This is a genomic window from Glutamicibacter sp. NPDC088483, from assembly GCF_044753145.1.
In the GTDB taxonomy this organism is placed as follows: Bacteria; Actinomycetota; Actinomycetes; order Actinomycetales; family Micrococcaceae; genus Glutamicibacter.
The window spans coordinates 1-12,390 of sequence record NZ_JBIVMP010000006.1; the positions used below are offsets into that span (position 1 = coordinate 1).

The 12,390-nt window shown below is 61.4% G+C and carries 13 protein-coding genes; 10 read left to right on the top strand and 3 right to left on the bottom strand.

Annotation, left to right across the window (positions count from 1 at the left end; all coding sequences use genetic code 11):
• Positions 1-477 precede the first annotated feature (477 nt).
• On the bottom strand, positions 478-1,626 hold the full coding sequence (locus tag ACIP6G_RS13140) for a hypothetical protein (protein ID WP_400290584.1): 1,149 nt from the start codon (positions 1,624-1,626) through the stop codon (positions 478-480).
• A gap of 81 nt (positions 1,627-1,707) precedes the next feature.
• On the opposite strand from ACIP6G_RS13140, the gene ACIP6G_RS13145 reads away from it, so the two are divergent.
• The 10 genes from ACIP6G_RS13145 (at position 1,708) to ACIP6G_RS13190 (ending at position 11,541) form a co-directional block, all read left to right on the top strand.
• Positions 1,708-2,574 (top strand): hypothetical protein, encoded by an 867-nt coding sequence (locus tag ACIP6G_RS13145; protein WP_400290585.1) that lies wholly within the window; start codon positions 1,708-1,710, stop codon positions 2,572-2,574.
• 48 nt (positions 2,575-2,622) lie between these two features.
• Positions 2,623-3,630: an HAD-IIA family hydrolase gene (locus ACIP6G_RS13150; RefSeq protein ID WP_105659024.1), complete on the top strand. Its 1,008-nt coding sequence runs from the start codon at positions 2,623-2,625 to the stop codon at positions 3,628-3,630.
• A gap of 2 nt (positions 3,631-3,632) precedes the next feature.
• Positions 3,633-3,806, top strand: a complete 174-nt coding sequence (locus ACIP6G_RS13155) for a hypothetical protein (RefSeq protein ID WP_400290587.1) — start codon at positions 3,633-3,635, stop codon at positions 3,804-3,806.
• Complete coding sequence (locus tag ACIP6G_RS13160) at positions 3,803-4,591, top strand: TlyA family RNA methyltransferase (protein WP_400290589.1); 789 nt, start codon at positions 3,803-3,805, stop codon at positions 4,589-4,591. The genes ACIP6G_RS13155 and ACIP6G_RS13160 overlap by 4 nt, the downstream gene beginning before the upstream one ends.
• A 74-nt stretch (positions 4,592-4,665) precedes the next feature.
• A complete protein-coding gene (locus ACIP6G_RS13165; protein WP_105659026.1) occupies positions 4,666-5,691 on the top strand; it encodes an NAD kinase in 1,026 nt (341 codons plus the stop codon).
• Between the two features lie 117 nt (positions 5,692-5,808).
• Positions 5,809-7,563 (top strand): DNA repair protein RecN, encoded by a 1,755-nt coding sequence (gene recN, locus ACIP6G_RS13170; RefSeq protein WP_105659027.1) that lies wholly within the window; start codon positions 5,809-5,811, stop codon positions 7,561-7,563.
• A gap of 107 nt (positions 7,564-7,670) precedes the next feature.
• A complete protein-coding gene (locus ACIP6G_RS13175) occupies positions 7,671-9,350 on the top strand; it encodes a CTP synthase (RefSeq protein WP_332487349.1) in 1,680 nt (559 codons plus the stop codon).
• A gap of 120 nt (positions 9,351-9,470) precedes the next feature.
• Positions 9,471-10,115 carry an NUDIX hydrolase gene (locus ACIP6G_RS13180; RefSeq protein ID WP_105659029.1) on the top strand — a complete coding sequence of 215 codons (645 nt, stop codon included), beginning with the start codon at positions 9,471-9,473 and terminating at the stop codon, positions 10,113-10,115.
• Positions 10,112-11,035, top strand: a complete 924-nt coding sequence (xerD, locus tag ACIP6G_RS13185) for a site-specific tyrosine recombinase XerD (RefSeq protein ID WP_400290593.1) — start codon at positions 10,112-10,114, stop codon at positions 11,033-11,035. The genes ACIP6G_RS13180 and xerD overlap by 4 nt, the downstream gene beginning before the upstream one ends.
• Positions 11,035-11,541: an NUDIX domain-containing protein gene (locus tag ACIP6G_RS13190; RefSeq protein ID WP_332595000.1), complete on the top strand. Its 507-nt coding sequence runs from the start codon at positions 11,035-11,037 to the stop codon at positions 11,539-11,541. The genes xerD and ACIP6G_RS13190 overlap by 1 nt, the downstream gene beginning before the upstream one ends.
• Positions 11,542-11,555: 14 nt before the next feature.
• Here the strand turns inward: ACIP6G_RS13190 and ACIP6G_RS13195 are convergent, their stop codons facing one another.
• Positions 11,556-11,768 carry a helix-turn-helix transcriptional regulator gene (locus tag ACIP6G_RS13195; protein WP_105659032.1) on the bottom strand — a complete coding sequence of 71 codons (213 nt, stop codon included), beginning with the start codon at positions 11,766-11,768 and terminating at the stop codon, positions 11,556-11,558.
• Positions 11,768-12,223, bottom strand: coding sequence for a DUF2975 domain-containing protein (locus ACIP6G_RS13200; protein WP_400290597.1), 456 nt, complete (start codon positions 12,221-12,223; stop codon positions 11,768-11,770). The genes ACIP6G_RS13195 and ACIP6G_RS13200 overlap by 1 nt, the downstream gene beginning before the upstream one ends.
• Positions 12,224-12,390: the final 167 nt, after the last annotated feature.

The following is a 12,390-nucleotide window of genomic DNA, read 5'->3' on the forward strand; positions in this document are numbered from 1 at the left end:
GGTGTGGGAGAGTAGGTCACCGCCGGACTTAACTTGAGTAGATGGTTTGAGGCCCTGGTACCGTTTGGTGCCGGGGCCTCACCTGTTTAACCCGTCCCCTGGTAATCGACTTGCTAAAGCCTATGGGTTCAGTTTCATGCTGGGCCCTTTTTGTCGTTAACCCCTTTTAGAAGAGTTGAATCTATCAAGGGGCTTCGATCGGCTACGCATGCGTCGATGGCTGGGGGCAACCTTAGGGCCGCCACTGAGTGTCTTGCCACATTGGACCCGTTTCCCTATGGTATGACTCGTGCCTCCCGTAGACTTGAATTTAGATGTACATGCCTCGAGGGCATGCTGAATAGTTAATAGTGAAGTGATTTGCAAAGGCAAACACGAAGGTTGCGGTATTGAGATAGCCGCTGAAGGGGACATTAGATGTCTAACGAATTCCGCCGTAACTCCGACAACGGACGAGGCGACTTCCGGAACTCAGATTCAAACCGCAACAACTCCCGCGATGGCTTCAAGCGTCGCGACGACCGTAGTGATTTCAAGCGCACCGACGATAACCGTGGTGGCTTCCGCGGTGACCGTAATGCTGACCGCGGCGGTGACTTCAAGCGCGACGACAACCGTGGTGGTGGCTTCAAGCGTGATGACAACCGCGGTGGCGTTTTCCGCAATGATGACCGTGCTGGCTTCCGTGGCGAGCGTCGCGATGACAACCGTGGCGGTGGCTTCAAGCGTGATGACAACCGCGGTGGTGGCTTCAAGCGTGACGATAGCCGCGGTGGCGGTTTCCGCAATGATGACCGTGGTGGTTTCCGCGGCGAGCGTCGCGATGACAACCGTGGCGGTGGCTTCCGCAATGATGACCGTGGTGGTTTCCGTGGCGAGCGTCGCGATGACAACCGCGGTGGTGGCTTCAAGCGTGATGACAACCGCGGTGGTGGCTTCAAACGCGATGACAATCGCGGTGGTGGCTTCAAACGCGATGACAACCGTGGCGGTGGCTTCAAACGCGATGACAACCGTGGCGGTGGCTTCAAGCGTGATGACAACCGTGGCGGCGGTTTCCGCAATGATGACCGTGGCGGCTTCAAGCGTGACGACAACCGCGGTGGCGGTTTCCGCAATGATGACCGTGGTGGTTTCCGCGGCGAGCGTCGCGATGACAACCGTGGCGGTGGCTTCCGCAATGATGACCGTGGCGGCTTCAAGCGTGATGACAACCGTGGCGGTGGCTTCAAGCGTGATGACAACCGCGGTGGCGGTTTCCGCAATGATGACCGTGCTGGCTTCCGTGGCGAGCGTCGCGATGACAACCGCGGTGGTGGCTTCAAGCGTGATGACAACCGCGGTGGCGGTTTCCGCAATGATGACCGTGGTGGTTTCCGCGGCGAGCGTCGCGATGACAACCGTGGCGGTGGCTTCAAGCGTGATGACAACCGCGGTGGTGGCTTCAAGCGTGATGACAACCGCGGTGGTGGCTTCAAGCGTGATGACAACCGTGGCGGTGGCTTCAAGCGTGATGACAACCGCGGTGGTGGCTTCAAGCGTGCCGACGACCGTCGCTCGAAGGGTGAGTACCCAGCACGTGAAGACCGCTTTGCTGATAAGCGCGGTGACGCACCGCGCGCACATAATCCTGGCGATCTGCGCATCTCGAACCGTGCCGATCGTGAACAGTCCCCAGATATCGATGAGGATGTTACCGGTAAGGAGTTGGACCGCGTAGCACGCGCCCAGCTGCGTTACCTCGAAGAGCGCTCGGCAAGCTGGGTCGCAAAGCACCTGGTGATGGCTGGCCGCCTGCTGGAAGACGACCCAGAGCTGGCATACGAGCACACCCTGGCAGCATCGCGCCGCGGCGGCCGTGTCGCGGTGGTTCGCGAGGCCGTTGGCATCGCTGCCTACCACGCTGGCAAGTACGCCGATGCACTGCGCGAACTGCGTACCCACCGTCGTATTTCCGGTTCGGACTACAACCTGCCATTGATCGCTGACTCGTTGCGTGGCCTGGGCCGCCCAGAGAAGGCAATCGAGCTCGCCCAGTCCGAGGAATGCGCCAATCTGGAAAGCGCCGTCAAGGTTGAAATGCAGATGGTTGCTGCCGGTTCGTATGGTGACTTGGGCAAGCTGGATAAGGCTCTGGCTGAGCTGGAGTCGCTGGAACAGCTGAACTTCAACCGTGCCTTCTCCTTCAGCCCACGTTTGTTCACTGCCTACGCTGATCTGCTGTCGGCTGCCGGCCGTGCAGAAGACGCGAAGCGCTGGAATGCTCAGGTCGAGGTTGCAGAAAGCGCCCTGGGCATCGAGCGTGAAACCGAATCCTTCATCATGGACCTGGCTCCGGAGATGGATGAGGAAGAGGAAACCCCACGCGCCAAGGATCTGATCGAGCCTTCGGAAGCTGAAGACGCAGATGCCGACGCCGAGGCTGAAGAAGCAGATGCAGAAGCAGAGGCCGAAGAAGCAGAAGAGGCAGAAGCCGAGCAGACCGGCATCGACGAGGAAGATGACCTGAACGAAGTCATCGAATCCGACACGGAAGCTGGCGAAGCTGACGTGGAAGAAGAATCGGCGAAGTAAGCTTTGGCGTAGTAGCCAAATACCTCAAGTAGTAGGAACCACCACCGAATGCTGATTTCCGGATTTGATTCCGTCCTCTCCGACTTGGACGGCGTCGTCTATGCTGGCCCGAACGCCATTGACGACGCCGTGGAGTCGCTGAACACCCTCGCGGAAGTGAATGTCACCTTGGCGTTCATTACCAACAATGCTGGGCGTTCGCCGATGTCCGTCGCGGCCCACCTGCGCCAGCTGGGCGTGAAAACCAGCGCTGAGCAGGTTTTCGGTTCTGCCGACGCCGGTGCGGAGATGCTGGCCCGCGAATTGAATCCGGGATCCAAGGTTTTGGTGGTGGGTTCCCCCTACCTGCGCGAATGCATTGCCGTGCGCGGGTTGGAAGTCGTCGAATCCCATAAGGAAGAACCCGTAGCGGTGATCCAGGGGTTCGACCCGGACATCTCGTGGAAGAACCTGGCCGAGGCCAGCTACGCGATCAATCACGGTGCCCAATGGGTTGCCACCAACACCGACCTGACGATTCCGCGCGCCGAGGGCCTGGCCCCGGGCAACGGATCGCTGGTCAATGCGGTGAAACTGGCCACGAGCGTGGAACCACGCGTGGCGGGCAAACCCGAATCCTACCTGTTCGCTCGGGCCGCGGACCGACTGGATTCCCAGCGCCCGCTGGTCGTCGGCGACCGCCTGGATACCGACATCCTTGGCGGCTTCCGTGCCGGGTTCTCCACCGCGCTGGTGCTGACCGGTGTGGACACGCCGCGCACAGCACTGGGCGCACCGGTCGAGCAGCGCCCCAACTACCTCATCAATTCGATGGCTGATCTGTACCGGCCGTACCCGACCATCAAGGTACTGGGCTACGGCGTGCAGGTCGGCGACGCGGTTGCCAAGGTCGATAACGGCGCGATCGAAGTCTCGGGCAGCGACCAGGACCTGAATGCCTGGCGCGCCGCCTGCCATGCCTGGTGGCTGGCCCATCCGCGCCAGTCGGGGCACGAAGAACCGGAAATCCGGTTTACCGAACGCGGGCTCGATGCCCTGCGCAAGATCCGGGGCTAAGCATGCAGCCGCAGAATCCTCTTCCGAGCCCTGGCCCTCGCGGGCTGGATGATCCAGCAGTGGAGCAGGCGCTGTCTTCCCTGGCCGACCATGACATTACCGAGCATGCCGGAATCTATGAGCAACTGCTTGCCGGCCTGCAGCAAGAACTGAATCGTACGGAGCACGGCGCGTGAATCGCCTGGATCAAGAACTTGTCACCCGTGGGCTGGCGCGCTCGCGCACCGAAGCAGCCAAGCTGATCGATGCGCAGCGGGTGCTGCTGAACGGGCAGGCCGCCACCAAGGCCGCCAAGAAGGTTTCCGCCACCGATGAGCTGGCCCTGGTGCCCAGCGAAGGCGAAGAATACGTCTCCCGTGCCGGGCATAAGCTCGCCGGAGCCCTAGATGCTTTTACGACTATTGACCCCGCTGGCCTGCACTGCCTGGACGCCGGTGCCTCGACCGGCGGCTTCACCGACGTGCTGTTGCGCCGCGGTGCGAAATCTGTGGTAGCAGCCGATGTAGGCCATGGCCAGCTGGTCGACGAGCTGCGCGAAGACCCCCGCGTCACGGTCCACGAAGGACTGAACGTCCGCTATCTGGCCCCCGAAGATATTGGGGGACCAGTCGACCTCGTAGTAGCCGACTTGTCCTTTATTTCGCTGCGCCTGGTGATCGACGCCTTGGCCGGGGCCGCCAAGGACGGCGGCTTCCTGCTGCTGATGGTCAAGCCGCAGTTCGAGGTCGGGCGCGAACACCTGAACCGCACCGGCGTGGTCACCGATCCCGCCCTGCGCCGCAGCTCCGTTGAAGCGGTGGTCGCCAGCGCGCAAGCCGCGGGACTGCACCTGCGCGGGCTGGCACGCAGCCCGCTGCCGGGACAGGACGGCAATGTCGAATTCTTCCTTTGGCTTGCCGCAGGAGCGGATCCACAGCCTGCCGATGTTCCACGCATCGGGCAGGATGTTGACTATTCTTAGTAGTGACGTGTTTTAGCCGTGGTCGATAACCACGGTCATTTTGCACCTCGCGATGCTGAGAGGGGCCGACCGCCTTGCGCCGAATCCTGATTTTCACCCATACCGGACGCCAAGAAGCCATCACCGCGGCCATAGAAACCTGCGCCTTGCTCAACGCCGCCGGAGCTATCCCGGTGATGCGCGGCAAGGACCAGCTGGCGATGACTGAAGCGATCGGCGCGGCTGTGCCTTCGGTGCAGGTGCTCGGCGAGGATTGCCAGATCGAGGACGTCGACATGGGCGTGGTGCTCGGTGGCGATGGCTCCGTGTTGCGTGCCGCGGAATTGGTGCGGGAATCCCCGATGCCGCTGGTGGGGGTAAACCTCGGGCATGTGGGTTTCCTCGCCGAAGCTGAACGCAGCGAACTGGCCTCCACCGTGGAAGCACTGGTCAATGAGACCTACACCGTGGAAGAACGCATGACCATGGAGGTCAAGGTGTGGCTGGACAACGTCTGCCTCGCCGAGACCTGGGCCTTGAACGAGGCCGCGGTGGAAAAGGCCAACCGCGAACGCATGGTCGAGGTCGTGATCGAGGTCGACGGCCGGCCGATCTCCACCTTCGGCTGCGATGGTGTCGTGATGGCCACGCCTACCGGTTCTACCGCGTACTCCTTCTCCGCCGGCGGCCCGGTGGTCTGGCCGGACGTGGCGGCGCTGATCATGGTGCCGATCTCCGCGCACGCACTGTTCGCCAAGCCCCTGGTCATTTCCCCGGATTCGATCATGGCCGTCGAAATGCTGACCCGCACCGATGCCGGGGCCGTGCTCTGGTGCGATGGACGGCGCACCATCGAGCTGCCGCCGGGAGCCCGTGTGGAAGTAACGCGCAGTGACCGCCCGGTGTACATGGCGCGATTGAACACGACGCCGTTTTCCGAGCGCCTGGTCAACAAGTTCGAGCTGCCCATTACCGGTTGGCGCGGACCAGCGAAGGAAGAGGCGCGCCGTCCGGCCACTACGGCACTGCCGGTGATCGGACCAGGCCTGCAAAGCGTCGATCCGCATTACCGCGATGAACCGGGCATTCCCATGGTGGGACGCCCCGAGGACCAGGACTGAATAGCGGCCTCGAAGAAAAACTTTCCACACGCTCGAACATAGTTACGAAAAATAGGGTTAGAACACATATACTAAAAGCGCACGGTACGACTTGAACTCGACATTCGGGAGCAGGCATTGATTCAGGAAATCCAGATATCCAACCTTGGGGTGATCACCGAGGCCACGCTTCCGCTTGGTCCGGGACTCACGGTAGTCACCGGTGAAACCGGCGCTGGCAAGACCATGGTGATCACCGCCTTGTCCCTGCTGCTCGGGCGCCGGGCCGATGCCGGTGCGGTGCGCAACGGCGCCAAGCACGCTCTGGCTGAAGCCGTGGTGCACTTGCCGCCGGATCACCACGTGCTCGATGCCGCAGGCCAGGCAGGCGCATTCATCGAACCAGCGGGGGAGAACAGTGAACTGCTGCTTTCCCGCTCGCTCTCGGCCCAAGGCCGTTCACGCGCCACCATCGGCGGACGCAGCGCCCCTGTCGGCCTGCTAGCCGAACTGGGGCACGATCTGGTGGCCGTCCATGGCCAATCGGACCAGATTCGCCTGAAAGAGCCGGTGGCGCAACGCGATGCCCTGGACCGCTTTGCAGGTAGCTCGCTGTCGCGCACGCTAAGCAACTACCAGCGAGCCTACCGCCAGTGGCGATCGGCTTCCAAGGAGCTGGCGGGGCTCAAAACCGAATCGCGCAACCGTGTTCGCGAAGCAGAAAACTTGCGCCTGGCGCTGGACGAGATCGATTCCCTGGATCCGCAGCCGGGCGAGGACGAAGCCTTGCGCGAGCAATCCATGAAGCTGGGCAATGTCGAGTCCCTGCGCACCGCCGGCCGGCAGGCGCAAGCCGTCATCGACTCCGAGGATTTCGAGAACCCGGGCGTTACCACCTTGGCGGAGACCGCCCGCGGCGTGCTGGCCCAGGCCAGTGACGATGATACTGCGCTGGCCGCTTTCGCGGAGCGGGCAGCAGAACTGGGCATTCTCGCCTCGGAACTCTCCAGTGATCTTGCCGCCTACGTTGCCGACCTCGATGAGGAAGGCCCGGAGCGCTTGGCGCAGATTGAAGCCCGCCGTGCCGATTTGAGCAAGCTCATGCGCAAGTACGCACCGAGCATTGATCAGGTGCTCGCCTGGGCTGCCGAATCCCGTACCCGTCTGGAAGAACTCGGTGGGGATGACTCGCGCATCGAGGAGCTGGAAACAGAAGTCGTTGAATTGGAGCACAAGGTGGCCTCGCTGGCCTCGGACCTCTCCGACGCGCGCCGCAAGGCTGCCAAGAAACTCTCCGCGCAGGTTTCAGCCGAGCTCAAGGCCCTGGCGATGCCGGATGCCAAGCTCGTCATCGAGGTGAAGGAACTGGAAGAACCAGGTGCCTTCGGCCAGGACGCGATTTCCATGCTGCTGGCCCCGCATGCCGGAGCCTCGCCGCGACCGCTGGGCAAGGGTGCCAGCGGCGGCGAGCTCTCCCGCGTCATGCTGGCCATTGAAGTCGTCCTAGCGGCGGTCGACCCGGTGCCGACCTTCGTCTTTGACGAGGTGGACCAGGGCGTGGGTGGCAAAGCGGCGGTGGCCATTGGCGAGCGCCTGGCGATGCTGGCAAAGCATGTGCAGGTCATCGTCGTGACCCACCTGCCCCAGGTGGCCGCCTATGCGGATCGGCACATTCGTGTGATCAAGAATTCAGATGCCAAGTCGAAGGCGGGAGCTGGCTACACTGCCAGCGATGTCATCAGCTTGGATCAGGAAGCCCGCGTCAAGGAACTTGCGCGCATGCTCGCCGGCCAAGAGGAATCCGGCACGGCGCAGGCGCATGCTGAGGAGTTGCTTGAAGAAGCGCAGAACCTAGTGTCATCGCTCACTTCCAAGAGAATGGCGAAAGCCTAAAAGTCTTGGTGAGCCCCTGAATTACGGCAATGCTAGGGCATTGGCCGGAGGTGCACTAGAGTCTTATGAGGATGCGAAATATTGGAATGGTGATAGGATGAAATCCCGTGGTGCAGCGTAATTCAACTCGTGATTCTCGGTCGTCTGAAACGACAAAGCATATCTTCGTCACCGGCGGTGTGGCCTCTTCCCTGGGTAAGGGATTGACGGCATCCAGCCTTGGACATCTACTTCGAGCTCGTGGTCTCTCAGTGACCATGCAGAAGCTCGACCCGTACCTGAACGTCGATCCAGGTACTATGAACCCCTTCCAGCACGGTGAAGTCTTCGTTACTGACGATGGCGCAGAAACCGATCTGGATATCGGACACTATGAGCGTTTCCTGGATGAGAACCTTCCGGGTACCGCCAACGTGACCACCGGACAGGTCTACTCGACCGTTCTGGAACGCGAACGTCGCGGTGAATACCTCGGCGATACCGTTCAGGTCATCCCTCACATCACCGATGAGATCAAGCGTCGTATGCGCTTGGCAGCAACCGAACCAGGGGCCGGCAAGTCGGCACCTGACGTGATCATCACGGAAATCGGTGGCACCGTCGGCGATATCGAATCCCAGCCATTCCTCGAAGCAGCACGCCAGGTCCGCCAGGACATCGGCCGCAAGAACGCATTCTTCGTACACGTTTCCCTGGTTCCATTCATCGGCCCAAGCCATGAACTGAAGACCAAGCCTACCCAGCACTCCGTTGCCGCTTTGCGTTCGATCGGTATCCAGCCAGATTCGCTGGTAATCCGCTCGGACCGTCCAATCCCGGCAGAAATGCGCGCCAAGCTCGGCCGTACCTGCGATGTGGACACCGAAGCAGTGATCAACTGCGCCGATGCTCCAAGCATCTACGACATCCCAAAGGTCATCCACTCCCAGGGCCTGGACGCTTACATCGTCCAGACCTTGGAGATGAAGTTCCGCGACGTCGACTGGGCTTCGTGGGATCGCTTGCTCGAAGTCGTGCACAACCCCGCAACCGAGCTGACCGTAGCTTTGGTGGGCAAGTACATCGATCTGCCCGATGCCTACCTGTCGGTCACCGAAGCCCTGCGTGCCGGCGGGTTCGCAAACAACGCCAAGGTCAACATCCGCTGGGTACCAGCAGATGACTGCGCTACCGAAGCAGGGGCCGCCAAGGCGCTTGAGGGTGCAGAGGCAATCTGCGTCCCCGGTGGCTTCGGCATCCGCGGTCTGGAAGGCAAGCTGGGCGCGCTGCGCTTCGCTCGCGAAAACAAGCTGCCAACCCTGGGCCTGTGCCTGGGACTGCAGTCGATGGTCATCGAATACGCCCGCAACATGGCTGGCCTCACCGATGCATCGTCCACCGAATTCGATCCTGAAACCTCGACCCCGGTCATCGCGACCATGGAAGAGCAGCTGGACATCGTTGAAGGCAAGGGCGACCTGGGCGGCACCATGCGTTTGGGCCTGTACGACGCAAAGCTGCTTGAGGGATCGGTTCTGGCTGAGACCTACGGCAAGACCGAGGTTGCGGAGCGCCATCGCCACCGCTACGAGGTCAACAACTCGTACCGCGCGCAGCTCGAAGAAGCTGGCCTGGTCTTCGCTGGCACCTCGCCAGACGGCAACCTGGTCGAGTTCGTTGAACTGCCAAGGGAAGTACACCCGTACTACGTTTCGACGCAGGCTCACCCTGAGCTCTCCAGCCGCCCGACTCGCCCGCACCCGCTGTTTGCAGGTCTGGTCGAGGCAGCTCTGGAGCTGCGCAAGTAAGTAATACTGCTTGCCGGAGGTAAAACTCTGAAGGCACTGCGCGCCGGTCGTTACTGACCGGCGCGTAGCTGTTTAAGCTGGAGAATACCGACCAGCTTTTTCTACCGAAGGACGATCCTCGTGCCGCTGCATCCTATAGCCGATGAATTCTCACCACGTGAATTGCTGAACCGTGAAACCGTGTACGAGGGACGGATCTGGGACGTCATCCATGACACGGTGAAGCTCTCCGAATCCGGGGCGACCATTGAACGCGATTACATCAACCACCCCGGTGCTGTATGCGTTCTGGTCATGGATGCTGAAGAACGCATCTTGATGGTCAACCAGTACCGCCACCCGGTAGGCATGCGGCTGTGGGAAATCCCTGCCGGGCTGCTCGATGTGGCTGGAGAACCACCTTTGGAAGCTGCCAAGCGCGAATTATGGGAAGAAGCGGATCGTACCGCCGAGCACTGGTCGATCCTCACCGATGTCTTCTTGAGCCCGGGCTCCTCGGCCGAAGCAGTGCGAGTCTACCTCGCGCGCGATGCGAAACTGGTTGCCGCCGATCAGCGCCATGAGCGTACCGAGGAGGAAGCTGAAATGATCAGCACCTGGGTGCCGCTGGAGGAAGCCGTCGCAGCCGTGCTGGCAGGCAAGATCCATAATCCCACCGCGACAATCGCGATCCTTGCCGCTCATGCAGCGCGTACCAGCAAGTACTTGGACCTGCGCGATGCGAACGAGCCATTCGATGTGCACCCATACCTGCGCGAAGGATGAGCAACCACTTCGAGACCCCGCTCAAGCGCTACCTGCAGCATCTGGCGATCGAGCGCGGGCTGGCCGAGAATACACTGGCTTCCTACCGGAGGGATCTGCTTCGCTACGTTGAAGCGCTGCAGGCAGCCGGCGTAGCACAACCGCAGCAGATTACCGAGCTGGCCATCAGCGGCTACCTGCAGGATCTATCCCGCGGCGATGAAGAGCATAAGCCGTTGAGCGCCCGCTCCGTCGCTCGCCATTCGGTAGCCATCCGCCAACTGCACAAGTACTGGGAGCTCGAAGGGATTTGCGCGCCTAACCCGGCCCGCGAGATCCAGCCTCCGGCTATCGGGCAATCCCTGCCCAAAGCGATCTCCATCGACCTTGTTACCAGGATCCTCGAATCGGTGAGCATCGAAACCCCTGCCGGGCTGAGGGATCGCGCGATTCTGGAATTCTTGTACTCCACCGGTGCGCGCATTTCCGAAGTCGTGGACCTGGACGTCGATGACCTGCACTTTGCCGACGATGCCGTTGTGCGCTTGTTCGGCAAGGGATCCAAGGAGCGGGTCGTTCCGGTGGGCGGTTATGCCCAGCGTGCGGTGAGCGATTATCTGGTGCGTGCCCGTCCCGGGCTAGCCGCCAAGGGAAAGGGAACTCCAGCGTTGTTCCTGAACCAGCGCGGGGGACGGCTTTCCCGCCAATCGGTGTGGCTGTTGCTTTCGAAGGCCGCTGAGCGCGCCGGGGTTTCCACCGAGGTTTCTCCGCATACGCTGCGCCATTCCTTCGCCACTCATTTGCTGGAGGGCGGCGCGGATGTGCGTGTGGTCCAGGAGTTGCTGGGACATGCATCGGTCACCACCACGCAGATCTACACCAAGGTCACCGTGGATTCGCTGCGTGAGGCCTACCAGCTGGCCCACCCGAGGGTGAACTAGTGGTCGCCGGCCACCAGGTGCGTTCTGCCAAGCAGGTAGCCCTCGTGGCGCTGCTGCAGGAGCGCGAAGGACGGCTGCACGTGTTGCTCGGACGCAAGCGTCGCGGATTCGGCAAGGGCAATATCGTGTTGCCTGGCGGCAAGATCGAGCAGGGAGAGAGCGCGCGGCAAGCGGCCATCCGGGAATTCTCCGAGGAAACCGGACTGCTCCTCGCTCCGGAGGAGCTGGAGCCTGCGGCGCAGGTCAATTTCCGGTTCCCCGCCCAGCCGGCAGCCGACATGGAATGCGCCACCTTCATTGCCTGGAAGGCATCGGGCCAGCTGCACATCACCGAGGAGCTCGAGCCGCTGTGGGCCGATCCGGCGGCCTTGCCCTTGGAGCAGATGTGGCAGGATTCCCCGTTGTGGCTGCCGCAACTCGTAGCCGGCGGGAAATTTACCGTCGAGATCGTGCTGGCGCAGGACAACACCTCGGTGCAGAGCATCAGCTTCGAGAACTGGGACTAGCCAGCGAGCTGCATCTAGTCCTGTTCGGTTTCGAAGATCAAAAGGTCGCCGGGTTGGCATTCCAATTCCCGGCAGAGGGCTTCAAGAGTGCTGAAACGTACGGCCTTGGCGCGCCCGTTCTTGAGCACCGCGAGGTTGGCCGGGGTAATGCCGATGCGTTCGGCCAACTCGCCGACGGCCATTTTGCGGCGGGCCAGCATCACGTCTATATCTACGCGGATTCCCATTAGATCACGCCGCCCAGTTCGGTACGGAGCGCATCGGCTTGGGCTTCGGTCATCGCCGCTTGTGCGAGCAACTGCCGCAGTACGAGCACGATGATGCTGATGCCGATCATCAGCACCCCGGCTCCACCAACAAGAAGCACGACTCCGGGTGCAATTTCCGTGCTGGCGGCGAAGATCGCTCCGAGGGCAAAAGTGGATAGGGCGCCGATCGTGAAGGCAATGATGATCGGCGTTACATAGCCCAGGGAAGCGGGATCGAAAACGGTGCCGCGTTTAACTCTCGTGGCTAGTTTCCACACGCTGTAGACGCAGGTTTCAATGATGAGCCCGGCGAGAAGCAAGTAGCCGAGGAAAGAGGCTTGAAAGAACTTGTCGGTGCCGTTGCTCGGCGACTCGTGGATCAAGATCATCGGGATTATGAACAGCTGCACAAAAAGCGTGCCGGCCAGGATCACGGCCAGAACTACCTTCAAACCGATAATGCTGAATTTTCCCATGGCAATAGACCTTATCGTTCTTCGGAATGTATCTATCGTTAAACGATAGGCCCATTGGCCTGGGACTGCAACTTCGGGCAACGACGGCAAGCCGATGCCGTTCCGCAGCTGGCACGGCAATGGCC

Coding starts and splice junctions, on each gene's coding strand:
- ACIP6G_RS13140 (WP_400290584.1), bottom strand. CDS start 1,626: ATGTGCGCGCGGTGCGTCACCGCGCTTATCAGCAAAGCGGTCTTCACG.
- ACIP6G_RS13150 (WP_105659024.1), top strand. CDS start 2,623: ATGCTGATTTCCGGATTTGATTCCGTCCTCTCCGACTTGGACGGCGTC.
- ACIP6G_RS13155 (WP_400290587.1), top strand. CDS start 3,633: ATGCAGCCGCAGAATCCTCTTCCGAGCCCTGGCCCTCGCGGGCTGGAT.
- xerD (WP_400290593.1), top strand. CDS start 10,112: ATGAGCAACCACTTCGAGACCCCGCTCAAGCGCTACCTGCAGCATCTG.
- ACIP6G_RS13195 (WP_105659032.1), bottom strand. CDS start 11,768: ATGGGAATCCGCGTAGATATAGACGTGATGCTGGCCCGCCGCAAAATG.